General features: G+C 65.3%; 21 protein-coding genes and 1 pseudogene. 10 read left to right on the top strand and 12 right to left on the bottom strand.

Going from position 1 to position 24,143, the window contains the following annotated elements; all coding sequences use genetic code 11:
- Positions 1-11: 11 nt before the first annotated feature.
- From CCS01_RS25530 to rpe, 6 genes are all read left to right on the top strand, one after another.
- Positions 12-887, top strand: coding sequence for a phosphoribulokinase (locus tag CCS01_RS25530; protein WP_104521584.1), 876 nt, complete (start codon positions 12-14; stop codon positions 885-887).
- A 34-nt stretch (positions 888-921) separates the two neighbouring features.
- Complete coding sequence (fba, locus tag CCS01_RS25525) at positions 922-2,007, top strand: class II fructose-bisphosphate aldolase (protein ID WP_104521583.1); 1,086 nt, start codon at positions 922-924, stop codon at positions 2,005-2,007.
- A gap of 29 nt (positions 2,008-2,036) precedes the next feature.
- Complete coding sequence (locus CCS01_RS25520) at positions 2,037-3,485, top strand: ribulose-bisphosphate carboxylase large subunit (protein WP_275112957.1); 1,449 nt, start codon at positions 2,037-2,039, stop codon at positions 3,483-3,485.
- 18 nt (positions 3,486-3,503) lie between these two features.
- A complete protein-coding gene (locus tag CCS01_RS25515) occupies positions 3,504-3,929 on the top strand; it encodes a ribulose bisphosphate carboxylase small subunit (protein ID WP_104521581.1) in 426 nt (141 codons plus the stop codon).
- A 363-nt stretch (positions 3,930-4,292) separates the two neighbouring features.
- Positions 4,293-5,198 (top strand): CbbX protein, encoded by a 906-nt coding sequence (cbbX, locus tag CCS01_RS25510; protein WP_104521600.1) that lies wholly within the window; start codon positions 4,293-4,295, stop codon positions 5,196-5,198.
- The gene (gene rpe, locus CCS01_RS25505; protein ID WP_104521580.1) at positions 5,195-5,839 is read left to right on the top strand and encodes a ribulose-phosphate 3-epimerase; all 645 of its coding nucleotides are present in this window, start codon (positions 5,195-5,197) and stop codon (positions 5,837-5,839) included. Before cbbX ends, rpe begins: the two co-directional genes overlap by 4 nt.
- A 691-nt stretch (positions 5,840-6,530) precedes the next feature.
- On the opposite strand, the gene CCS01_RS25500 is transcribed toward rpe, so the two are convergent.
- From CCS01_RS25500 to CCS01_RS25490, 4 genes are all read right to left on the bottom strand, one after another.
- Positions 6,531-7,568, bottom strand: a complete 1,038-nt coding sequence (locus CCS01_RS25500) for a Gfo/Idh/MocA family protein (protein ID WP_104521579.1) — start codon at positions 7,566-7,568, stop codon at positions 6,531-6,533.
- Complete coding sequence (aroQ, locus tag CCS01_RS25495; RefSeq protein WP_104521578.1) at positions 7,565-8,017, bottom strand: type II 3-dehydroquinate dehydratase; 453 nt, start codon at positions 8,015-8,017, stop codon at positions 7,565-7,567. The genes CCS01_RS25500 and aroQ overlap by 4 nt, the downstream gene beginning before the upstream one ends.
- Before the next feature lie 633 nt (positions 8,018-8,650).
- On the bottom strand, positions 8,651-8,941 hold the full coding sequence (locus tag CCS01_RS33190) for a hypothetical protein (protein WP_146101958.1): 291 nt from the start codon (positions 8,939-8,941) through the stop codon (positions 8,651-8,653).
- 293 nt (positions 8,942-9,234) lie between these two features.
- On the bottom strand, positions 9,235-9,645 hold the full coding sequence (locus tag CCS01_RS25490; RefSeq protein WP_104521577.1) for a hypothetical protein: 411 nt from the start codon (positions 9,643-9,645) through the stop codon (positions 9,235-9,237).
- Positions 9,646-9,828: 183 nt separating this feature from the next.
- Between CCS01_RS25490 and CCS01_RS25485 the strand changes: the two genes are divergently transcribed.
- Entirely contained in the window at positions 9,829-10,038 is a 210-nt protein-coding gene (locus CCS01_RS25485) for a hypothetical protein (RefSeq protein ID WP_104521576.1), read from the top strand.
- 13 nt (positions 10,039-10,051) lie between these two features.
- Here the strand turns inward: CCS01_RS25485 and CCS01_RS25480 are convergent, their stop codons facing one another.
- The 6 genes from CCS01_RS25480 to CCS01_RS25455 all read right to left on the bottom strand — a co-directional run bounded on the left by CCS01_RS25480 (position 10,052) and on the right by CCS01_RS25455 (position 18,678).
- Positions 10,052-11,218, bottom strand: a complete 1,167-nt coding sequence (locus tag CCS01_RS25480; protein ID WP_104521599.1) for a M20 family metallopeptidase — start codon at positions 11,216-11,218, stop codon at positions 10,052-10,054.
- A 376-nt stretch (positions 11,219-11,594) separates the two neighbouring features.
- A complete protein-coding gene (locus CCS01_RS25475; RefSeq protein ID WP_104521575.1) occupies positions 11,595-11,969 on the bottom strand; it encodes a MarR family transcriptional regulator in 375 nt (124 codons plus the stop codon).
- Between the two features lie 268 nt (positions 11,970-12,237).
- Complete coding sequence (locus tag CCS01_RS25470) at positions 12,238-13,638, bottom strand: leucyl aminopeptidase family protein (protein ID WP_104521574.1); 1,401 nt, start codon at positions 13,636-13,638, stop codon at positions 12,238-12,240.
- A 705-nt stretch (positions 13,639-14,343) separates the two neighbouring features.
- On the bottom strand, positions 14,344-16,164 hold the full coding sequence (gene htpG, locus CCS01_RS25465; RefSeq protein WP_104521598.1) for a molecular chaperone HtpG: 1,821 nt from the start codon (positions 16,162-16,164) through the stop codon (positions 14,344-14,346).
- 46 nt (positions 16,165-16,210) lie between these two features.
- A complete protein-coding gene (locus CCS01_RS25460; protein WP_146101957.1) occupies positions 16,211-17,206 on the bottom strand; it encodes a hypothetical protein in 996 nt (331 codons plus the stop codon).
- 11 nt (positions 17,207-17,217) lie between these two features.
- A complete protein-coding gene (locus tag CCS01_RS25455; RefSeq protein WP_104521572.1) occupies positions 17,218-18,678 on the bottom strand; it encodes an MBOAT family O-acyltransferase in 1,461 nt (486 codons plus the stop codon).
- A gap of 746 nt (positions 18,679-19,424) precedes the next feature.
- Here CCS01_RS25455 and CCS01_RS25445 point away from each other — a divergent pair.
- The 3 genes and pseudogenes from CCS01_RS25445 to CCS01_RS35470 form a co-directional block, all read left to right on the top strand.
- Complete coding sequence (locus tag CCS01_RS25445; RefSeq protein ID WP_104521570.1) at positions 19,425-20,732, top strand: ParA family protein; 1,308 nt, start codon at positions 19,425-19,427, stop codon at positions 20,730-20,732.
- Entirely contained in the window at positions 20,729-22,195 is a 1,467-nt protein-coding gene (locus CCS01_RS25440) for a hypothetical protein (RefSeq protein ID WP_104521569.1), read from the top strand. Before CCS01_RS25445 ends, CCS01_RS25440 begins: the two co-directional genes overlap by 4 nt.
- 166 nt (positions 22,196-22,361) lie before the next feature.
- Positions 22,362-22,574, top strand: a pseudogene (locus tag CCS01_RS35470) (ATP phosphoribosyltransferase regulatory subunit); the annotation flags it as partial.
- A gap of 305 nt (positions 22,575-22,879) precedes the next feature.
- Here the strand turns inward: CCS01_RS35470 and CCS01_RS25430 are convergent.
- Both CCS01_RS25430 and parS read right to left on the bottom strand, forming a co-directional pair.
- Entirely contained in the window at positions 22,880-23,362 is a 483-nt protein-coding gene (locus CCS01_RS25430; protein WP_104521567.1) for an RES family NAD+ phosphorylase, read from the bottom strand.
- Positions 23,359-23,847 (bottom strand): type II RES/Xre toxin-antitoxin system antitoxin, encoded by a 489-nt coding sequence (gene parS / locus CCS01_RS25425; RefSeq protein ID WP_104521566.1) that lies wholly within the window; start codon positions 23,845-23,847, stop codon positions 23,359-23,361. The genes CCS01_RS25430 and parS overlap by 4 nt, the downstream gene beginning before the upstream one ends.
- Positions 23,848-24,143: the final 296 nt, after the last annotated feature.

Below are 24,143 nucleotides of genomic sequence, written 5' to 3'. Positions count from 1 at the left end.
AGTCACTACCAATGTCGGTCAAGCATCCCATCATCTCCGTCACCGGCTCGTCCGGTGCCGGCACCACCACGGTCAAGGCCACGTTCGAGCGCATTTTCGCGCGCGAAAAGATCACCGCGGCCTGGATCGAGGGCGACGCGTTCCACCGGTATGACCGGATGGAAATGCGCCGCGCCATGGCCGAGGCCGAAGCGTCGGGCAACCACCACTTCAGCCATTTCGGTCCGGAAGCCAACCTGCTGCCGGAACTGGAGGCCGTGTTCAAGGAATATGGCCGCAGCGGCACCGGCCAGACCCGGCACTATGTGCACGACCAGAAGGAAGCCGATCTGTACGGCGCGCCGGCCGGCACGTTCACGGCGTGGGAGCAATTCCCCGACGGCACCAACATGCTGTTCTACGAGGGCCTGCACGGCGCAGTCGCGACCGAGGAGGCCAATGTCGCGAAGCACGCGGACCTGAAAATCGGCGTGGTGCCGGTGATCAACCTGGAATGGATCCAGAAGATCCACCGCGACAAGGCGTCGCGTGGTTACTCTACAGAAGCGGTCACCGACACCATCCTGCGCCGGATGCCGGACTATGTCCGCTACATCTGCCCGCAGTTCACCGAGACCGACGTGAACTTCCAGCGCGTGCCGACGGTCGATACCTCCAATCCGTTCATCGCCCGGTGGATCCCCACCGCCGATGAATCACTGGTGGTGATCCGCTTCAAGAGTCCACGCGGCATCGACTTCGCCTACCTGACCTCGATGCTGCAGGGCAGCTTCATGTCGCGCGCCAACTCGATCGTCATCCCCGGCGGCAAGCTCGACCTCGCCATGCAGCTGATCCTGACGCCGATGATCATGCAGCTTTACGAGCGCTCGCGCCGCGCAAGCTGACTCCGACAAGAATAACGCAGAAGAGGACGCACTTATGGCTTTCATCAGCCTGCGCCAGATGCTGGACCATGCCGCCGAGCATGAGTACGGCGTGCCGGCGTTCAACATCAACAACATGGAACAGCTGGTCGCGATCATGGCGGCGGCGGAGAAGACCGCCTCGCCGGTGATCATCCAGGCCAGCCGCGGCGCCCGCGCCTATGCCGGCGAGATCATGCTGCGCAAGATGGTCGAGGCGGCGGTGGAAACCTGGCCGTCGATCCCGGTCTGCATGCATCTCGACCACGGCGACAAGCCCGCCACCTGCCTCTCGGCGATCCAGTCCGGCTTCACCAGCGTCATGATGGACGGATCGCTGGAGGCCGACGGCAAGACGCCGGCCAGCTACGACTACAACGTCGCCGTCACCTCCAAGGTCGTGGAAATGGCGCATGCCATCGGCGTGTCGGTGGAAGGCGAGCTTGGCTGCCTCGGCTCGCTGGAAACCGGCCATGGCGAGAAGGAAGACGGCCACGGCGCGGAAGGCGTGCTGTCGCGTGACCAGCTGCTGACCGACCCGGACCAGGCGAAGGACTTCGTGCTGCGCACCCACGTCGATGCGCTGGCCGTCGCCATCGGCACCAGCCACGGCGCCTACAAGTTCAACCGCGAGCCGACCGGGGACATCCTGGCGATGGACGTGGTCAAGGCGATCCACGAGCGGCTGCCGAACACCCACCTGGTGATGCACGGCTCGTCCTCGGTGCCGCAGGACCTGCAGGAGATCTTCAACAGCTATGGCGGCGCCATGCCGCAGACCTGGGGCGTGCCGGTGCGCGAGATCCAGCTCGGCATCAAGTACGGCGTCCGCAAGATCAACATCGACACCGACTGCCGCATCGCCATGGTCGGCCAGTTCCGCAAGATCGCCACGGAAAAGAAGGCGGAGTTCGACCCGCGCGCCTTCATGAAGCCGGCGATGGCGTCGCTGACCGCGCTGTGCGCGCAACGGTTCGAGGAATTCGGCACCGCCGGCCAGGCGCCGAAGCTGGCCGCGCTGCCGCTGAAGACCATGGCCACCCGCTACGCCAAGGGCGATCTCGATCCCGTTGGCGCGTCCACCCAAACCAAAGCCGCCTGAGTAGTCAAGGAGATAACAGGATGAACGTCGTGACACCAGCGACTCAGCGCAAAGGCCGGTACGATGCCGGCGTGATGAAGTACAAGGAGATGGGGTACTTCGACCTCGACTACCAGCCGAAGGACACTGACGTCCTGGCGGTGTTCCGCATCACGCCGCAGGACGGCGTGGACGCGGAAGAAGCCGCGGCGGCTGTGGCGGGCGAAAGCTCCACCGCGACCTGGACGGTGGTCTGGACCGACCGCCTGACCGCCTGCGAGAACTATCGCGCCAAGGCCTACCGCGTCGATCCGGTGCCGGGCACCCCGGGCCAGTGGTTCGCCTACATCGCGTATGACATCGAGCTGTTCGAGCCCGACTCGATCGTCAACCTCTCGGCCTCGATCATCGGCAACGTGTTCGGCTTCAAGCCGCTGAAGGCGCTGCGCCTGGAAGACATGCGGCTGCCGATCAGCTACGTGAAGACGTTCCACGGGCCGGCGACCGGCATCGTGGTGGAGCGCGAGCGCCTCGACAAGTTCGGCCGCCCGCTGCTGGGCGCGACGGTGAAGCCGAAGCTGGGCCTTTCGGGCCGCAACTACGGCCGCGTGGTGTACGAGGCGCTGAAGGGCGGCCTGGACTTCACCAAGGACGACGAGAACATCAACAGCCAGAACTTCATGCACTGGCGCGACCGGTTCCTGTACTGCATGGAGGCGGTGAACCGCGCGCAGGCGATGACGGGCGAGGTGAAGGGCACCTACCTGAACGTCTCCGCCGGCGACATGGAGCAGATCTACGAGCGCGCCGAGTTCGCCAAGCAGCTTGGCTCGACCATCATCATGATCGATCTGGTCATCGGCTACAGCGCCATCCAGTCGATCGCCAAGTGGGCGCGGCGCAACGACATGATCCTGCACCTGCACCGCGCGGGCCACTCGACCTACACACGGCAGAAGACGCACGGCGTCAGCTTCCGCGTGATTGCCAAGTGGATGCGGCTGGCGGGCGTGGACCACATCCATGCCGGCACGGTCGTCGGCAAGCTGGAAGGCGACCCGGCGACGACCAAGGGCTACTACGACATCTGCCGCGAGCAGTTTAATCCGATGGCGCTCCAGAATGGCCTGTTCTTCGACCAGGACTGGGGCGGGATGCGCAAGCTGATGCCGGTGGCCTCGGGCGGCATCCATGCCGGCCAGATGCACCAGCTTCTGCACCTGCTGGGCGAGGACTGCGTGCTGCAGTTCGGCGGTGGCACCATCGGCCACCCGCAGGGTATCGCGGCGGGCGCGACGGCCAACCGCGTGGCGCTGGAGGCGATGGTCCTGGCCCGTAACGAAGGCCGCGACTACCTGAACGAGGGCCCGGAGATCCTGGCCGCCGCGGCCAAGAGCTGCGCGCCGCTGCGGCAGGCGCTGGAGGTCTGGAAGGACGTCACCTTCGACTACGCCTCGACCGACACGCCCGACTTCGTTCCCACAATGACCCCGGCCTAAGCAGGAGACTGTCCAGACATGCGTATCACTCAAGGTGCTTTCAGCTTCCTGCCGGACCTGACGGACGAGCAGATCAGCAAGCAGGTAGCCTACTGCCTGCGCAACAACTGGGCGGTGAACATCGAGTTCACCGACGACCCGCATCCCCGCAACACCTACTGGGAGATGTGGGGCCAGCCGATGTTCGACCTCAAGGACCCGGCCGGCGTGATGTATGAGCTGTCCGAGTGCCGCAAGGTGCACAAGGGCCGGGCCTATATCCGCCTCTCGGCGTTCGACGCGACGGCGGGGTGGGAGAGCGTGCGGCTGTCCTTCATCACCGACCGTCCGGAGGAAGAGCCCGGGTTCATGCTGGTGCGCGAGGAAGGCGAGGGGCGGAACCAGCGTTATACGACGCGGTCATACGCGGCCGAAAAGCCGATGGGTTCGCGCTACGCGGTGTGATGCGGCGACAGGGGCGGCGGTTCCGGCCGCCGCCCCTGTCTTCTATCGTCATGGCCGGGCGTGTCCCGGCCATCTATCCCCGCCGCCTGTGTGCAGATGGCAGGGACACGCCCGGCCATGACGATGGGGCGTTGCCGACCATGACGGTGGGGCGCTGCCGCATTGGCGTTAAAATAGGGCTGGCAGTTGCCTCCTCGTCATGGCCCGGCTTGTCCGGGCCACCTGTCGCGGCACAGTGCTGGAATAGGTGGCCCGGACAAGCCGGGCCATGACGGAATGGCAAGCATCGTGCCGCCGCCACGCCATTTTAACGCCAATGGGGGCGCTGCCGCCCACGACGACAATCTGCAGGAGACCCACGAAATGCCCGACGACGTCGCCTCCCCGCCAGCGATCGACCTCGCCGCTGCCTTCGAATCCTCCGGTGTCGGGGCGGTCCTGGACCAGCTTGACAATGAACTCGTCGGCCTGCGCCCGGTGAAGCGGCGCATCCGCGAGATCGCCGCGCTGCTGCTGGTGGACAAAATCCGCAGCGAGGCCGGCCTGACGGCGCAGCCGCCGACGCTGCACATGTCGTTTACCGGCAACCCCGGCACCGGCAAGACGACCGTTGCCGCCCGCATGGCCGACATCCTGCACCGGCTTGGCTACATCCGCTCCAATCACCTGGTCTCGGTCACCCGCGACGACCTTGTCGGCCAGTACATCGGCCACACCGCGCCGAAGACCAAGGAAATCCTCAAGAAGGCGATGGGCGGCGTGCTGTTCATCGACGAGGCGTACTACCTGTACCGCCCGGAGAACGAGCGCGACTACGGCCAGGAAGCCATCGAGATCCTGTTGCAGGTGATGGAAAGCCGCCGCAACGACCTGGTGGTGATCATGGCCGGCTACGCTGACCGGATGGACCGGTTCTTCACCTCCAACCCCGGTTTCCGCTCGCGCATCGCCCACCACATCGACTTCCCGGACTACACAGCCGAGGAACTGATGGCGATCGCCGAGATGATGCTGACGCAGCAGAACTACCGTTTTAGCCCGGCCGCGCAGGAGGCGTTCGCGCGCTATATCACCGCGCGCATGACGCAGCCGCACTTTTCCAACGCGCGTTCGGTGCGCAACGCGCTGGATCGTGCGCGCCTGCGCCAGGCGGTGCGGTTGTTCGAAACCCAGGGACATGCCATCACCGTCGATGACCTCATGACCATCGAACCGGACGAAATTCTCGCCAGTCGCGTCTTCGCCGCTGCACAGGAGCAGGCACAATGAACAAGGTCCTCATCGCCCCGTCGATTCTGTCCGCTGATTTCTCCCGCCTGGGCGATGAAGTGCGTGCGGTTGATGAGGCCGGCGCCGACTGGATCCACCTGGACGTCATGGACGGCCATTACGTTCCCAACATTACTTTCGGGCCGGACGTGGTGAAGGCGATCCGCCGCTACACCGACAAGTGCTTCGACACCCACCTGATGATCAGCCCGGTGGATTCCTACCTGGAAGCCTTCGCCGCCGCCGGCGCCGACCGCATCATCGTGCACGCCGAGGCGACCACGCACCTCGACCGCACCCTGCAGGCCATCGGCGCGCTGGGCAAGAAGGCCGGCGTGGCGCTGAACCCGGCGACGCCGGAGAGCGTGGTCGAGTATGTGCTCGATCGCATCGACCTGGTGCTGGTGATGACGGTGAACCCGGGCTTCGGCGGGCAGAAGTTCATCGCCGCCGCCGTGGACAAAATTCGCCGCCTGCGCCGGATGATCGGCGACCGGCCGATCCAGATCGAGGTCGATGGCGGGGTGACGCCGGAGACCGCGCCGGTGGTGATCGAGGCCGGCGCGACGGCGCTGGTCGCCGGTTCCGCGGTGTTCGGCCGCCCACCGTATGACCGGGCCATTGCGGCGCTGCGGGGGTAGGGTCTGCATCGGTTGACGTACGGCCCGGATCTGGCGGTTTCCCGCATCGCCAGGGCCGGGCAGGGTGCCATGCAGGATGGGGCCGGGGCGGCTTCGGCTTCGCATTTTCAACACGGAGATGACGAAGACCCACGGGGAGCGCCACGGAGAAGAGCAGTCATACCAGCGGCCTGGTCCAATGACCGGTTCCTGCCGGCGAATACGCACCAAGGAATCGCGCCGGGGTGACATCCGCAATCAATGCCTTGCTGGGTGGAAGCGGGCCGGATGGCACAGACATCCGCTTGTCCGCACCGCCATCATCTGTGTTTATCTGCGTTCATCTGCGGTTCCCCAACCGGGCACTCTCAGCACCGCACGGACCGATCGGCGGTGCCCAGGCCGGGATGCAGCGTGTTTGTGCATTCTACGGAATAAGAGGAAACGCAGATGAACGCAGATGTTCTTGTTCTGTGGCTCTGTCCGATCACCCATGCCGGCCGGCAGAAAATGACCGTGACGGCGCCATGCAAGATCAATCATCGGTCCGGGCCACTGGTATAATGTGCTTCGCGCGAAGCGCATGAAATGGCGTAGGGGCCGTTGGGGCGACCAGGCCGCTGGCCCCCGGAAACCTTCGTGGCCCTCCGTCTTCTCCGTGTTGAAAATCGGCCCGTGCAGCAGGCACCGGCCGCCACGCCCCCTCCCGAAGTCAGACAGTCACGACCTGTCCCGTCGCGGCGGCCTGCTTGATCCCGGCGACGACCTTCAGCGTGGCCAGGCCCTCCCGCCCGGACACCACCGGCTGGGCCGCCCCGCGCACCACGTCGCACAGGTTGCGCACCTGCAGCGCCAGCGGATCCGCCGCCACGACGGCCAGGCATTCCGCCTCCACCGGCTCCAGCCAGTCCGGCCGGGTCTTGCTGTGCCACACGTCCAGGTGTGGGATGGTCAGCGATCCCTGCGTCCCGCCAATGAAATGGCAGCTCTCCGCCGTGCGGGGAAACGCGGCATTCTCGCCGGCGGTCACATCCCAGCCCCAGGGCGAGACAATCGTGTCGGACACCGTCATCGTGCCGAGCACGCCGCTGGCGAACCGCAGCAGGATCACCGCCGTGTCCTCAACCGGATGGCCACGCCGCGCGTTGCTTTCCATCGCCTGCACCGAGACCACCTCGCCGCACAGGTAGCGCAGCAGGTCCACGTCGTGGATCAGATTAAGCAGCACCGGCCCGGCGCCCGCCTCCCGCCGCCAGGCGACGGTGAAATATGCGTCCGGCTTGTGCACCCAGTACGTCGCATGCGCCGCCACGAGCCGCCCGAGCCGTCCGGCCTCGATGGTGCCCTTCGCCGCCCGGACCAGCGGATTGTGCCGGCGGTGATGGCCGACCAGCAGGTCGACGCCGGCTTTCTCCGCGGCTTCCACCAGGCGGGCCGCCGGCGCGACGTCGTCGCCGATCGGCTTCTCGATCAGCGCCGGCAGCCCGGCCTGCACCGCTTCCAGCCCGAGGGCGACGTGCGTCCGGTTGGGGGTGGCGATGATGACGCCGTCCGGCGGCTCATGCGTCATCATGGCCGCGAAGTCCGGATACCACGCCACGGACATGCCGGCCGCCAGCGCCTGCGCCTCGGGCGCCGGATCGACGATGGCGATCAGCTCAGCGCAGTCCTCGGCCAGCACGTGCGCGATGTGGCGCCTGCCGATGGCCCCGGCGCCGATGACCGCCAGCCGGACAGGGTGCTCGGTCATTCGGTGTTCTTCTCCGCGATCAGCCTGGCGACCCGGCGCAGCGCCAGCAGGTAGCCCTGGGTGCCGAAGCCGGCGATCACGCCGTCCGCCCGGCGGGAGACGAAGGAGTGATGGCGGAATTCCTCGCGCTTGTGCACGTTGGAGATGTGCACCTCGATCACCGGCGCATCGAATGCGTTCAGCGCATCCAGGATGGCGACCGAGGTGTGGGTGAAGGCGGCCGGGTTGATGACGATGCCGCCGGCCGTCTCGCGCGCCTCGTGGATCCAGTCGATGAGCTCGTATTCCCGGTTGCTCTGGTGGAAGCGCAGGTCCAGCCCGAGTTCCGTCGCCAGGGCGCGGCAGTCGCGCTCGACGTCGGCCAGGGTCTCATGGCCGTAGATGTGCGGCTGCCGCTTGCCCAGCAGGTTGAGGTTCGGGCCGTTCAGTACATAGACAAGGTGGCTCATCGATTGTTCCTTTCCGGTTCAGCGGGCCGTTGCCCCGGCGCCACGCGAGCCTGCCTGCGGCCTGTCTCCGTCCCCGGCTTTGGCCAGGGAGAGGTTGGAAGAGACCGCGATATTGGCAAGTCCCTGTCCCGGCCGGTGGGCATACCGGTGGCGCAAGCCCCATCGGTTGCCGGCGGATGCGCGCCGGCTGCCCGTTGCCCTGGTTCTGCCGGCGGCGGCGTGCCGCCTGCCGGCATGCCGTTACGCCCCGGACGCGCCGGGTGGCTCATGCTGGTGTCTCCGTACTTATTATATATGTGGAATTGTCCATCGCATGGCAAGGGCGGCGCCCGGTCTCCTACCCCGCGCGCTGCAGCGGTCCCGTTTGTCACAGGGTGAAACAAATCGCCCCAGCCTGCCGGCGAGCCGCTGCCGGAAAAAGTCCGGTTGCAAACGATCCGACCGGCTCACGCCGGAACGATGCCGCCATGGCCTTGCGCGCCGCTCGGGCCTTCTTGGCCGGTGGCGACCAGGATGTCGTCTCCGCTGATGGCCGCGATCGGCGTTACCGTCGTGCCGTCGACGGTGTTGGCGGTGGATTTGCGGTCAACCGACCCCAGAGCAGTCCGAAATGGCGTTGCGCCTCCGAGAACGTCAGGGTGATCGTGCCGATCCCGGTGGAAAGACAGGGTGCCGTCCAGTCGGTGGCGCGGCGTATAATCCTGCTTGCGAGCCGGCGACCACGCCCTCGTTCGTACTGGTCTGGATGCTGACCGCAACCGGGTTTGACGAGCCGCCATTCAGCATGAATTGGGTTTGCCCGACATCGCCCTGCGGGATCGCCAGGGTGCTGATCCGCTGCGACGGGCCCGGCAGCCGGTAAGGTTCCGTTTGAATACCGATTGGATTCGCCCGCGCCGCTTCGCCGGCGAGCAGCGGCAACATCCGCCAGGCGCTCAACATGAAAGAGGACCCCAAAAGGCTTGTATCTGATGAAACTCAGCAACCACTGCTGGTTATCATCAAGGTGAAATAAACCGGAAATCCCGAAGGCGACAGACGTGACAGTTAAGATTGTATTTCCACAGTAATATGATCGCGACCGCCTTTGCGCGTCTGCAACTCACCCTGTGAGGCGGGCTGGCTTCCATGGCAAAACCCCGGCGTCACGCCCGCATCAGGCTGCGCCCGGGACCCACGCTCAGTCGCAGACACGCTCGCCATGCGGCAATGGCGGCTTACCGCTCGCCGGGCTTGTGTCCATGCTGTGTTGCCGCCAGCACCGGGTGGACGGCGGCCTGCGCGCCCGGCGGCACCACATGCGCAACCGGTGGCGCCGCGGCGCGCATCGCCGCGGGCGGCGCCACGGGCGCGCGGGTCGGCGGCTGCGCCACGGGCGGGCGCATCCCCGGAGCCGGGACGACGTGCGGCGCCCGGGGCGCCAACGGGTGCCGGATGCCGCCGATCGGCGGCACCGGACGCACCACCGGCGGCTGCGGCCTGGCCGCATGCTCGACCTGAGGCGTGGCCGGTGCCAACGGGCCGGCGGGGGCGGGGGCCGCGACCACCGGCAGCGTCATGCCATCCAGCAGGGCGGCCAGGGCGACCATGGCGGCGAGGCGGAAAAGTTGCGGATTGCGATGCATCATGCCAATCGGCACGCACCATGGCTGATCAGGGCGCGATTGAAGCGGATCGCCAACTAAATCCGCCGGCCGCGTGGCGCGCGGACACGCGGACCCGACGAGACGGCACGGGATTGACGTATCCTGGCCGCGAAAACGCCTTGAAGACCGGCCATGGATCAACCGTGCGATGGAAGGAACAGACCGATGGCCCATCCGTTTGGCAGCCGATTCATCCTGACGCTGGCCGCCCTGGCCCTGGCGGCAACGCTGGGCGGGTGTGTCATGTACCCGGCCTATCCGGGATATGGCTACTACGGCTATCCCGGACCCTACTACGGCGGCTCCTATGTCGGCGTCGGCGGCGGTTGGTACCGTGGCGGCGGCTGGGGCGGCGGCTGGCATCGTGGCTGGTGACGCCGCCACGGCGCTACAGCCCCGCCGCCTCCAGCCGCAGGATCGCCCGGGCGCAAGCCTGGGCGCGCGGCACCAGGCTGTCGAGGCGCAGGAACTCTTCAGGCGTGTGCGCATGCCCGCCCACCGGGCCGACGCCGCACAGCGTCGGAACGCCGATCGCGGCGGTGAAGCCTGAATCGGCACAGCCGCCGGTGAACTCGCCGCCGGCGTGGAAGCCGCTGGCCGCGGCGGCATCGGCATACAGCTCGAACAGGCGCCGCGCCGCCGGGGTCTGGGTCAGCGGCAGGAACGCGCCCCGGACCGACAGCTCGGCGCTGGTGCCGGGGACGTAGCTGCGGCCGACGATCGCGGCAATGCGCGCCACGAGGTCGTCCTTGTCCGCCGGATCGGCATAGCGGCAGTCGATCTCCCCCGCCGCCCAGGGCGCGACGGTGTTGACGCTCTGCCCGCCGCTGACCAGCCCGACGTTCAGGGTGATGCCACGGCCGAGGTCGGTCAGCGCGTGCAACGCCTGCACCTTGCGCGCCAGTTCCTCGATGGCGCTGACGCCGGCGGTGAAATTGCCGCCGGCATGCGCCGCCTTGCCGGTGATGCGGAACGACAGGAACACGCCGCCCTTGCGCCCGGTCACCACGTTGCCGGACACCCGCCCCGGCTCGGCATTGAACACCACGCGGGCGCCCCGCGCCTCCGCCTCGATCACCGCGCGGCCTTCGGGGGAGCCGATTTCCTCGTCGCCGGTGAACAGGCCGACCAGCGGTCCGGGAGCGCCGCCGCAGCGGGCGAAGGCGGCGAGGATGAAGCAGTTCATCACCAGGCCCGCCTTCATGTCGGCCACGCCCGGGCCGTGGGCAAGGCCGTCGCGGATGCTGAACGGGCGGCGCGCCGCCTCGCCGTCGGGGAACACGGTGTCGCGGTGGCCCATCAGCACGATGGCGCCGCCGGCGTTGCCCCGGGCCTGGCCCGGGATGGTGGCGCGCAGGCAGTCGCCGTGGCGGGGCTGCGGCAGCGTCTCGATCGCCAGGCCGTGCCCTTGCAGGAAACGGCTGATCGCCGCGCCCACTGCGTCGATGCCCGGCTTGTTGGCGCTGCCGCTGTCGATGTTTACGATCTCCCGCAGCAGATCGACCATCGCGTCACGCTGGGTTGCCAGCCAGGCGCCTATTTCGGCTTCCGACATGATCACCGTCTCCCGCGGGGTTCGCCCCGCCGCCCGAGCGTCCATGAAGCCATCGGTCCGCACAAGAGGCCGGGCGCCAGCCGGCAACCGTTCCGTCCCGGCTGGCTATTTCATCCGCAACGGCCGGGGTGGTCGGCTGTCCCTGTGCTCACCAGGACAGGACGCCGGCCGTTCTCTCACCGTTATGGCCAAGCGTGTCCCGGCCATCTGCGCTTCGACGGCGGGGGGTGGATAGCCGGGACACGCCCGGCCATAACGGTGAGAGAACGGTTGCTGCCTCCTCCCAGAACGGCGTGACCCTCGCCCGGCAAGCCAGGCGAGGGTCACGACGCAAGGTCCATGGACGCGCGTTTTCAGCCAGTCCGGATGAAAAACCTCAGGCGGCCTTTCGCGTCGTCCGCTTTCCGTCGCCGGAGGCCTCGGTCATGATGGCGCGGAGGTCGCGCAGGAAGGCAGAGCCCTTTGCGGTGCGCTGCACCAGCACGCTGCGGCGGTCCATCGGATCCACCTTGCGGCGCGCCAGGTCGAGTTCGCCCAGGCGGTCCAGGGCGCGGGTGATGGCGGGCTTCGAAACGTTCAGCTCGGCGGCGAGGCCGCGGACGGTATGGCCGCCTTCGTTCAGGTAGCAGGTCAGGAAGACCCCAAGCTGACGGGCCGAGAGATCTGCGCCGTCACGGCGAACCAACGCGACCACGGTGTCGCGCAGCAGGCCGACCTGGGCGTCGGAGACCGGATTGGGAGGAGCTGCCATGTCTGATTCCTTTCTTTGGCGTCGCACCGATTCGCAACGTCCACGGTTTCGTTGTCTAAACAAAATACAGATCGGGGTCAACCTTATTACTTTCACGCCAGCGTGAGCACTTTCCGCTCCCCCACCCAGCCGTATAACCGCGGCGCGACCCCGCCAGCAGCACACTCGGCTGCTTTTTCAGACGTCCCAACCCTTTGGTGGGTTTCCGGCCGTTGATCACGTCTTTGTGTGTTACAAAGCCAGCGCACCTCACGCTTCAATTCTGTGATTATTTTGCCACCCGTTGCGGGAACCGCTCCTGGATCAGCGCGAACAGCGCGCGCATGGCCATGGCCTCGCCGCCTTCCGGCCGTCCGGGCTGCGACTGGTCGTTCCAGGCGTAGAGATCGACGTGCATCCACGGCGTGCCCGGCCTGACGAACCGTTGCAGGTACAGCCCGGCGACGATCGCGCCGGCCATTGGCTTCGAAGCGACGTTGTTGACGTCGGCAACTGTGCTCTTCAACCAGTCATTGTAGCCTGACCACAGCGGCAACCGCCAAAGCGGGTCATGGACAACATTACCTAACCGTAAGGCTGCCTCCGCCAGGCTGTCATCGTTGCAGAACAGTGCCGGCAGGTCCGGGCCGAGCGCCACCCGCGCGGCGCCCGTCAGCGTGGCGCAATCGACCAGCAGCGCCGGTTCCTCCTCGCAGGCTTCGTCCAGCAGGTCGCACAGCACCAGCCGCCCCTCGGCGTCGGTGTTGCCGACCTCGACCGTCAGGCCGGACCGGGTGTGCAGGATGTCGGATGGCCGCATGGCAGTGCCGGACACGGCGTTTTCCACGCATCCCACCCGCACCGCCAGGCGGATAGGCAGATCGGCCTCCATGACAAGTCGCGCCAGTCCAAGAACGGTTGCGGCGCCGCCCATGTCCTTCTTCATCCGCAGCATGGCGGCCGAGGGCTTCAGGTCGTAGCCGCCGGTATCGAAACAGACGCCCTTGCCGCACAGCGATACCAGCGGCGACTCGTCCGTTGCTTCGCGGCCCTGCCAATGGAACACCACCACCCGCGGCGGACGGGCCGCGCCGCGGCCGACGGCGGCGACGGTCGGGTAGGCTTCCTCGAGCGCCTCGCCGGCCGAAACCGCGTGCCGGGCACCGTGCCGCTGCGCCAGCGAGACGGCGAAGTCCGCCAGTTCGACGGGGCCGAGACAGTTCGCCGGGGTATTGATCAGGTCGCGCACCATCCAGGTTGCGGCAGCCTGCGACAGGCTGGCCTCGTGACCGGAGGGAACCAGCAGGGTGGCGACGGACCGTGCGGCCGAGGAACGAAACCGGTCATAGCGGTAGGCGCCCAGCAGGTAGCCGAGCGTCGCGGCGGCCGGATCGTAGTCACCCGGCTCCAGCCGCCATGCCCCGGCCTGCGGCAGGCGCGCCGGCAACACGCCGAATGCGAACGGCGCCGAATCGGTCCCCAGGCCCAGCACTGCGGCGGCAACGCCGTCGGGACCCGGCAGCAGCGCCAGCTCGCCGGCCTTGGCTGAGAAATCCGCGTCCCGCAGGAAGGCCGCCGCGGCGGGCGCCAGCGTTTGCAGGAACGCGGCCAGTCCGCCCGGCCGCACCGCATGGACCGGGCGCGTGTCCGTCGCCGAACCGGTTATGCAATCAAATCGCTGTTCGAGCATGCACGCATGTCCTCGTCAGACAGAAGAGATAGGGGCGCGACCGGATTTGTCATCCGGTGGCGTCCCAACAAAGTGTCAGGCTAGACCGGATGACCGAATCCGGCGAGAGTCGCGCACCGGCCGGGCGTGATCCGATGAAGAAGATCATGGAACAGGCCGCGGGTGTCTATGCGAAATCTCCACTGTTGCCCGGCTGTTCCGCCGTCCCCCGCAGGGCCGCCGCGCGGATTGCGCCGCCCATTGCGGCAGCACAGCCTCATTTCATGGCCGGTGCCCCCGCATCGGCTCGATACGGTGAAACGATACTTTTGGGCCTTGGGAAAAGTAACCGATCCGCCGGAGCCGGCGCACCGGCCCTTCCGCGTTATGGTGGGCGAAGGTCTCATTGGCGTTAAAACAGGGGCACAGGCGGTGCGGCTGCTCTGCCGTCATGGCGGGCGCAGGGCCGCCATCCACGCCTTGCAGGGCTGATACCAGCATAAGGCGTGGATGCCGGGCCTGCGCCCGCCATGACGAGGTGGCAACGGCCACTCTCAACGCTGGATGGTATTACGTGCTTGTTATTCTGCCGTCGAAGCGTGCCGGCGTGCCGGACCGTGACATACAAACAACGAGGTCGGCAAACAACAACAACAACAACAACGCCGGCGGGCGCTTCCACCCGCCGGCGTCCCGGCCGCCGTTACTGCCAGGTTGGCGCCGATACTACCCCAGGCTGCCGGCCAGCAGGGTCGTTACACGCCGCGCGAAGGCGGTCGCGTCCGCCGGCAGGTCGCCTTCCTGCACCTGCGCCAGGTCCAGTAGCGTCGCCGCGGCCTCGGTGATCAGGCCGGTGTCCGCCAGCTTCGCCGACAGCGTCTCGATCAGCTTGTGGCGCGGGTTGACTTCCAGCACCGGTTTCGCCGGCATCGTCGCCCGCCCGGCGCGGCGCAGCAGGCGCTGCATCGTCAGGTCGGGGCCGTGCGCGCCGGAGGCCAGCACCACCGCGCTGTCGGTCAGCCGCGCCGTCGCCCGCACGTCGGCGACGCTGTCGCCCAGCGCCGTCTTCAACGCTGCCAGCAGCGGCGAGATGTCCGGCAGGTCCTCGCCCTTGCCCAGGTCTTCCGCCGCCTGGGTGACGCTGCGCAGCTTCTTGTCCTCGAAACTGTCCAGCCGTTCCGGCCAGAACGAGTCGATCGAGTCGGACATCAGCAGCACCTCGATGCCCTTGGCGCGGAAGCCTTCGAGCTGCGGCGAGGTCTTCAGCGCCTCAGGCGAATCGCCGGTCAGGTAGTAGATCGCCTCCTGCCCAGGCTGCATGCGCGAGACGTAGTCCGGCAGCGAGGTCCAGCCGTCCTGCGACGAGGACCGGAAGCGCAGCAGCGGCGCGATCTCGGCGCGGTGCTCGGAATCCTCCCAGATCCCTTCCTTCAGGATGGCGCCGAAGTTCTCCCAGAACTTGTCGTAGTCGGCGGCGTCACCGGCGCGGTTCTTCAGTTCCGACAGCACGCGGCCGATCAGCGCCTTGCGGATGCGGGCGAGCACGGGCGTGGTCTGCAGCATCTCGCGCGAGACGTTCAGCGGCAGGTCCTCGGTATCGACCACGCCGCTGACGAAGCGCAGCCAGTGCGGCAGCAGATCGGCCTTGTCGGTGATGAACATGCGCCGGACGTGCAGGCGGACGTGGGAGTCGCGGTCGTTGTCCAGCACGTCGAACGGCTTCATGCCCGGGATGAACAGCAGGCAGAAATATTCCAGCGTGCCTTCCGCCCGCCAGTGCAGCGTCGCCCAGGGATCGTCGAAGAAATGGCCGAGGTGGCGGTAGAACTCCTTGTACGACTGCTCGGTCACGTCGGACTTCGACTTGCGCCACAGCGCCGTGCCTTCGTTCGCCGGCTGGTCCTTGCCGTCCTGCGCCACAGTGATCGGCAGGGTGATGTGGTCGGCCCACTTGCGGATCACCGTCTCCAGCCGCATCGGCTCCAGGTATTCCGTGGCGTCGGACTTGATGTGCAGCACCACGTCGGTGCCGGGGCTCTCACGCGTGGCGTGCGCCAGGGTGAATTCGCCGGCGCCGTCGGAGGCCCAGGTGAAGGCTTCCTCCGATCCGGCCTTGCGCGACGTCACCTCCACCCGGTCCGCGACCATGAAGGCCGAGTAGAAGCCGACGCCAAACTGGCCGATCAGGCTGGGACGGTCCTCGGGCTTGCTGTCGGCCAGGCTCTGGGCGAAGGCGCGGGTGCCGGAGCGGGCGATGGTGCCCAGGTTGTCGATCATCTCCTGCCGGGTCATGCCGATGCCGTCGTCGGCGATCAGCAGGGTGCTGGCCTGCTTGTCCGGCACGATGCGGATCTTCGCCTCGGCCGGCGGCGCGAGGTTGGAGTCGGTCAGCGATTCGAAGCGCCGGCGATCGACCGCGTCAGCGGCGTTGGCGACCAGTTCGCGCAGGAAGATCTCGCGCTCGGAATAGAGCGAGTGCACGACCAGGTCGAGCAGGCGGCCGACCTCGGCGCCAAAGGCATGTTGTTCCAAAACGGTGTCGTTCATGTCCACCTCCTTGCGCCGCGCCATATGCGGTCGGACGGCGGCGATTTCAATGCGCCCGCGCATCTGAAACGCCGCCGTCGTGGGCACATTGGCGGCAGTCCGCCATGGCGGGCCGTTCCGTCAGGCGCACGAGCGCCCGCGCCACCGCCACCGAGTGGCGGATCTGCGCCGCTTCGTTCAGGTGGTCCGGGGTATCGAAGAAGGCGCTGCGCGGATAGCGGCTATGGTTCGGCAGGTCCAGGAACCCGGCGCCCTCGTAGCGGTACAGCGCGCGGATCGCCGTGAGGGCGCCCGGATCAATCGGCGAATCAATGAAGCCCGTCGGCAGGCCGCCGATGACCCGCACGCCGTGGCTGCCGGCCCAGCGCAGGAAATCCCGCACGACGCGCGTGCCGTAGCCGGCACGGACCTCGTCCGCGGTGGGATGATACGGTACCGCAGCGGCCAGTACCGCCCGGTTTGCCGCGCCCAGCGCCGCGGTGTGCCCGACATGGTCGCCCATGGCGTTGGTCGATCCGGTCACGGCCTGCCGTGGGTCGTGGAAGTGGGTGTCGGCCAGCGCCGTTTCGATCAGGCTCATGATCGCGCCGCGCAGGTCGAAGACGAACAGCGCGGCGACCTGCCGGTGCAGGGGCATGGTGGCCAGCGTGGCGCGATCGTGCCGCAGCATGATTGCGGCGTCGGGCCCGAGCGCCGCCGTGGCCCATGGGCGGGCGTACTGTGCCTCCTCCAGCGGCAGGTAGACGATGTCGCCGGGATGCAGCAGCGGTTGCCAGCGGGCGAACAGGTAGTCCAGCCCGACGCCGACGGCGACGCCGGCATTGACGCAGGGGCGGCCGATGAGCGGCGCGATGATCTGGCAGCGATGCGAATAGGGGCCGTTCGAGCCGGCGAGGATGACCAGCTTCGGTCCGGCGATGGCGGCGCCGTAGGCCAGGTTCGCTTCGATGCGGGCGCGCAGGGCGCCGAGCGTCAGCGGGCGGTCCAAAACACAGGCGAACAGTACGTTATATAGTAGAAGCGAGGCGGCGCAGGCGGCCATGATCCGGCGCATCAGAACTGGAAGTACAGGAACGGCGCGATGTGCGGCGCGAAGAACACCGCCTGCACCGAGAACGCGAAACCCGCGGTCAGCGTGGCGGTGCGGGCGCGCTCCGACATGCGGTGCACGTTCGGCAGCGCCAGCACGATCATCCAGCCCAGCAGCAGGCAGGCCGAGACCTCCGGGAAGCTCAGGGTCCGGGCCTCGGCCAGCGACGGCAGCAGCGGCACCGGCGTGGCGACAGCCGCAAGTGGGGGCAGGGCGGAGACGATCATCCGCGGCAGGGCGATGCCGTTCAGCCCGGCCAGGCCGCGGAACATGGCCAGCGTGTCGGCGAACGAGGCGGCGCGGAACGGCACCCAGGCCAGGACGACCGCCGCCAGCGTCAGCGCCTGGCCGAGCAGCGCCGGCATCGGCGGGAACCATCGCCGGTACTGGGCGTGGATCACCAGGTACAGCCCGTGCAGCCCGCCCCAGGCGACGAAGTTCCAGCCCGCGCCGTGCCACAGCCCGGCCAGCAGCATCGTCACCATCAGGTTGGCCGCCTGCCGGCGTGGCCTGGCTCGGTTGCCGCCCAGCGGGATGTAGACGTAGGCGCGCAGGAACGCGCCCAGCGTGATGTGCCAGCGCCGCCAGAACGCGGCGATGTCGGGCGCCTGGTAAGGACTGTCGAAGTTCAGCGGGAACCGCACGTTCAGCATCCGCGCCAGGCCGATGGCCATGTCGGAGTAGCCGGAGAAGTCGAAATAGATTTGCAGGGCGTAGGACAGCGTGGCGTACCACGCCTCGAAGAACGTCAGCGTCGCGCCGTGCGCAACGGCGCCGAAGCCGGTGTCGGCGAAGCTGCCGAATGTGTCCGCCAGCACGCACTTCTTGGCCAGCCCGAGCAGGAAAATCAGCAGCCCGTCGCTCAGGTTCTGCATGCGTGGCCTGGCCAGGTCGCGGACCGTGAGCTGCGGGATGATCTCGGCCGGCCGGACGATGGGGCCGGCGATCAGGTGCGGGAAGAAGGTGACGAAGGCGGCATAGGGGAGGAAGCCGGCGGCCTCGGCGCGGGCGGCCTCGCCGCCGCGCGCGGTGTCCACCACCATCATGATCTGCTGGAAGGTGAAGAAGCTGATCGCCAGCGGCAGGGTGATGTGGAGGGGCGGGGCGGACGGGGCGATGCTGTGCAGCAGGAAGTCGGCGTACTTGAACCAGCCCAGCACCGCCAGGTTCAGCGTCACGCCGACGATCATCCAGGCGCGGGGGCGGGGGCTGCGGCGGATCATCTGGACAATCGCGTGGTTCGTCAGGACCGAGCCGATGAGCAGAGGCACGTAGACCGGGTTCCACCAGCCGTAGAACACCAGGCTGGCGGCGATCAGCCAGCCGAGCGCAAGGCGGCCTCCGGCGACGGCGCCGACGGTGAAGAAGCCCGTCAGGCACAGCGGGAGGAAGCCCAGGATGAACAGGGGTGAGTGGAACATCATGGCGTGGTGGCGCCACGGTAGGGGGAAATCGGTAAGGAATGGTTAACGTTTCCCAGAATTCCTGGGAAACGGGCTGGCCGTATCAATTTATTAGCGTTGACGCAAAAATAATTAACTTCGAAACCATCGGCGCACTATTCGGGAATTATAGCAAGTAATATAAATTTGTCTCATAAAATCGTCACCGTAATACCTGCCCAGAACATCGCTAATTTATCCACTTGGCTGATAGGTATCGTCTCATCCCGTTGAGCAGCGAAATAATCCTTCAAGCTTCACGGAATCGTGCGCACGAGGTTATATCAAGCGTGTAGCGGATGGACGTTAATCTTGATGCAAGCGGACTTTCACGATGCCCACAATCGGCATTGGCATGACGCAGAGAAACTATATACCGATAGCCGATGGGCTAATGCCGATCACCTATACGGGTTGGCTGTCGAATGCGGCCTGAAGCAGCTCATGTGCGAGTTTGGTATGGCACTTCGTGCCGATGGAAGCCCGGCTATAGCGGCGGATCGAACTCATGCCGATCAAATCTGGAGTCGCTACGACGCATACAGGAGTGGGTACCACAATGGAGCGTCATATCCTCTTCCTGATGCTAACCCGTTTAATGACTGGAACGCCAGCCAGCGGTATGCAAATCAGCTACTGTTCGATGCCCCTCGCGTTGAGGCCCATCGACGTGGTGCTCTTGCTGTTCGCACTTTGATTGCCCAGGCCCAAGCCGATGGATTGCTTGTATGACCGTTTTCGATGACATTCTGCCGGTCCTTGGGGAAATTTTCTCCTCCCATGCCGCAGCGTTCAGTTCCGGTCCAACTATATATATTAATCGGGACCTAAACGCTCGCGTTCGGCTAATCGTAGACGATGCGATTCAGAGTATGCCGTCCGTAGGGGCCGCGTTGCATGATATTGCTCGCGAGATGCATGCTCGACTTGGGGCGCACGCCTATCCTCCGGAACAGGCGTTGCTGTGGGAAGCTGACACTAAGTCTCTCTTTGGCAACCAGTCGAGTTTCGAAATCGAAGGTTGCCCTCACGTTCGCGTTATCGATCGTTTGGCAGTGGAGGGTAATTGGTCGACAATTGCTCCAATGTCGCTGGGGCCCCCTCGGATTGTATTCTTCTCTATAAAGGGCGGAGTTGGACGATCGACCGCATTGGCTGCTACTGCATGGAAACTGGCCGAGCAAGGAAGACGCGTCTTAGTGCTTGATCTTGACCTCGAATCTCCTGGCTTGTCCTCGTCGCTGCTTCCTGATGATCGGCGACCGAGTTACGGCATAGCGGATTGGCTTGTTGAGGATCTGGTCAACAATGGTGAAGCCATACTTGATGGGATGATTGCGAGCAGCGATCTGTCTCGCGATGGCGATATCAATGTTGTCCCCGCGCATGGCCGAGATCCGGGTGAATATTTGGCCAAGCTGGGCAGGGTTTGGATGCCGAAGGTCAGTCCAACTGGGGAACGTGAATCCTGGCCTCAGCGCCTCAGTCGTCTCCTTGACATGTTGGAGGCGCAGTTGAAGCCTGACATAGTATTAGTTGACTCACGGTCTGGCATCGACGAAGTAGCGTCTGCCTGCCTAACCACCCTTGGCGCTTCCTTGATACTGCTTTTCGCGCTCGATGGGGATCAAACTTGGTCTGGTTATCGGATCATCTTCCAACATTGGCGGAAGATCGGTGTCGCTCCGTACGTGCGGACCCGCTTGCAAGTCGTGGGTTCGATGATTCCGGAAATCAGGGGCGCCGAATACCTCGATGAGCTCAGAGAAAGCGCCTGGAACGTATTTTCGGCTGAACTTTATGATGAAATCCCTGCCGGCGCCGAACCTGGGCTGGATGAAGCCTGGAGTTTTGACCGCTCAGACGAAACGGCACCTCACGCGCCCTGGCCAGTTCGCTGGCATCGCGGCCTAGCTGCTTTGACGAGCCTATACGGAGGGCTCCAGGCCGTCGATCCCTCCGAACTAACCGTGGTGTTTGGTCCCCTGGTTAGCGGAATGGCAAATCTAGCAGTGATCGAACCGAGTCCCCTATGAACAGCGTATCAACGCAGGATGTTCGCCGCGCAATCATAGCCGCACTTCCGGCAGATACGTCCTTGCAGGATCGGGCTCCCGAACCGCGCCACGTATATGTGCCCCCTTCGCATATCAAGGCGCTGCGGCTCGAAAATGACTTGGTTATAGGTGGTCGTGGAGTTGGAAAGACTTTTTGGGGCGCAGCTTTGCGCGAGGCTGCTATCAGAAGAATGCTGGGTGAGTCGGTTCCGGATCTTCCGGAAATTAAAGTGCAAAGCGGGTTTGGAGAGCAGCCAGAAGTTGCGTTGTATCCCGACGCAGAGATTTTTTCTAACTTAATTGCAGAACGATTTGAACCGTTTCACGTTTGGAGGGCTGTGGTTTGGCGGTGGGCTTCGACGATTGTCGGTGCAGATTATCACAGTGCCGCAGAAACCTGGAAGCAAATTGTAACCCGTGTGACAGCAGATCCCGAATCGTTTGCCCGTCTGCTGGAACGAGCCAACCATACGCTGCTCGAAAGCGGAAGGCACGGTTTGATCATTTTTGATGCTCTCGATCGAACCAGCAGCGACTGGACGACGATGGATACTATTGTGCGAGATCTTTTGCGTGTAGCGCTGGCGCTGAAGCCTTTCTCGCGCTTGCATGCCAAAGTCTTTCTGCGCGAGGATCAGTTCTACAACCGTCTGGTAACGAACTTCCCAGATTCATCGAAACTTCAAAGCAGCCGTGTCGAGCTGACGTGGGCACCTCACGATCTGCATGGGTTGCTCTGGCAGTACCTATTGAATGCCGAAATCCAACACGGTGATTTGTTACGGAAACTGTACCAGAACACCGCTTATTCATCTCTTGCTCCCCCAGTTGATGGAATATGGCAACTGCCGGAGAAGGCGAAGCGTGAAGGTGCGTTGCAGGAAGGCCTTTTTGCGGCCCTGGCCGGCGCATTTATGGGTAAAGATCGCCGTCGCGGCGTTACTTATACGTGGGTAGTGGGCCATTTGGCTGACGCTAGGCGGCGGACTTCACCACGGTCTTTCATTGCCGCTATTCGAGCCGCAGCTGTGGACTCACTGGATCGCTATCCCGATCACCTGTACCCATTGCATTACGAAAGCATCAAGCGAGGTGTTCAGGCCGCCTCAGCCATCCGAGTTAGTGAGATGGCCGAGGACTACCCCTGGGTAAAGGGACTGCTAGATCCTTTAAGCGGCCTGAATGTGCCATGTGAAGCTGATTTCATAGACGAACGATGGCATTCAAGGTTCGGCGAGAGCCCGAAGCTCTATGAGTATGGAAAGCTCCCGCCCGAGCACGTTGGTGATGGATGGGAAGGAGTACGGCGCGACCTAATCACCCTCGGCATTTTTGAGACGATGAAGGATGGCCGTATTAATATGCCTGACCTTTATCGTGTAGGGTTCGGTTTGGGGCGCAGGGGCGGCGTAAAGCCGATGGCCAGAGACACCGCTTCATGATCGAACTTTGACACCGCCAGGAGCAGCAAGGGCATCAACCGGCTGAGGGTTTCGATAGGTATGGCTACCTCCTCTCAACACCCTGCCGCGATCGTTCGTCTGCGATGCCCTGCAATCGAACAGGTGTTTCCCCCCCCGGCCCATTTGCTGGTAGCTGACGCCAGCCATGACCGATGACCGTCCGCCCAACCCGGCGCTGCTGCCCGCCGGCCTGCGCGACCTGCTGCCCCTCGACGCGGAGACGGAAGCCTCCGCCGTCGAAGCCCTGATGACTGTGTTCGCCGCGCATGGCTACCAGCGCGTCAAGCCGCCGCTGCTGGCGTTCGAGGACAGCCTGCTGGCCAGGTCCGGCGCCGCGGTGGCGGACCAGACCTTCCGCCGACGCTGGTGCCCTCGCTACTGGACGAACCGGGCCACCCCGGTCGATCGGGCGGCACTTGATCACAAGGATGCGGCCAGCCGCATGCCCACCATCGCCGGGACTCGTCCGATTGTCGTGGACGCCGCGACGGAAGAACACGGCACTCCTGCGGCGCAGCCGTCGAAGGAGACACACGGTGCTCTGCCGTTACTGATCGCAAACCAATAGTGCAAGCCGCCGGAAGCGGCTGCCCTGTTCCGTTCCGGATCGGCAGGCTGACTGACCCTATCGTGGATCGACATTCGTGACCCTGCCTCCGGCCTTCACACAGCCTTCAGCCGCGGATCGTACAGCCACCTGCGAACCTTCGCAGCCGTGATGGCCGAACTGGCAGGATGCTGAGGATTGACAAGGACATTGAATTCTTCCAGGACAATCACCGAAGGAATGACAAGAACCGCCGACCGCCCGGACCGGATCCAATCCGTGCCGAACCCGATGCTGGCCCGTCCCGGGGGTTCCGCGTCCCATCCAACGGGCAGGCTGGCGGCGCTTTCGCGTTGCGCGTCGCCCCAGACATCGTCCGGGATCGTCACGGCCACGAGATAGCGATTGAGCGGAAGGCCTCCCGCGTTCAGGTGAACGACTGTCTCCAGGCAGGCCATGGCGCGGGTTTCCGATGCATAGACCACCGGGACGCCCTTCCTGTTCCAGCGTCCCCCCGTCCGCTTCGCGCCTTCCCCCGAGAGGTCATCCGCCTCGAAATCCGGCGTATCGGTGGCGATGCGCCAGACGGTATGGCTCAAGCGTAGGCTCCACCCTGCATCTGCGCGAGCGCGGTGGACACAAGCGCCTGCCCCTCCATGGTGTCCATCAGGTCGATGGGCCGCGTGCCGCCGAGCGACGGCAGAGGTTCCTGCAGCCAGCGCGACATCCAGGATGCCGCGTCGAAGCCTTCCGGATTGCCGGACTCCCCGATCATCGCTTCCAGTTGCCCCACCAGCCGGGCGATGCCGATGACGCGCTCGCTTTCGGCGGGGGAAAGGGTGTGCGCCTGCTTGGCCTTCTTGTTGACAGTGGCCGTGGAAAGGTTCAGCGCCTTGAGCGCGGCACCCTGTCCGATCGCCAGATCGGCGATGATCCGCTTCGCCTCGGCAGCAGGGACGCCGTGCTTGATCATGGCGATGCGCTCGAGGGGCGACGCGCGGTACACCCCAAGATAGGAGAGTTCGGCAGGCTGGCGTTTGGCCGCATGGGATACCTCTCGCGCCGATAATCGCGGGTGAGTCATTGTAATTGCTCCTTTGAGCAATTTATATGCGCAAAGGAGCAAAATGACAAGAGGCAGTGGAGCATGAAACCGGCTGTCGCCATTGCCCGACTTCCGCTGCCCGCACTCGGACCCCGCCGATGCGGATCGGTTCACGCCCCGGGGCGCAATTGGCCGCTGCTTCCGGGCTTCATCGACGCCAATCGGCTCCGTCCCGGCGCTGGCCTGGAACCGCCGGGCCCCGGTTCGGTTCATGCCGTCGGCATCAACCCCACCTGCAATCGAACAGGTGTTTCCCCTCCGCCCATTTGCTGGTA

The sequence above is a fragment of the Rhodopila globiformis genome, assembly GCF_002937115.1.
Classification (GTDB): domain Bacteria; phylum Pseudomonadota; class Alphaproteobacteria; order Acetobacterales; family Acetobacteraceae; genus Rhodopila; species Rhodopila globiformis.
This window is presented reverse-complemented; position numbering and strand designations above follow the sequence as displayed.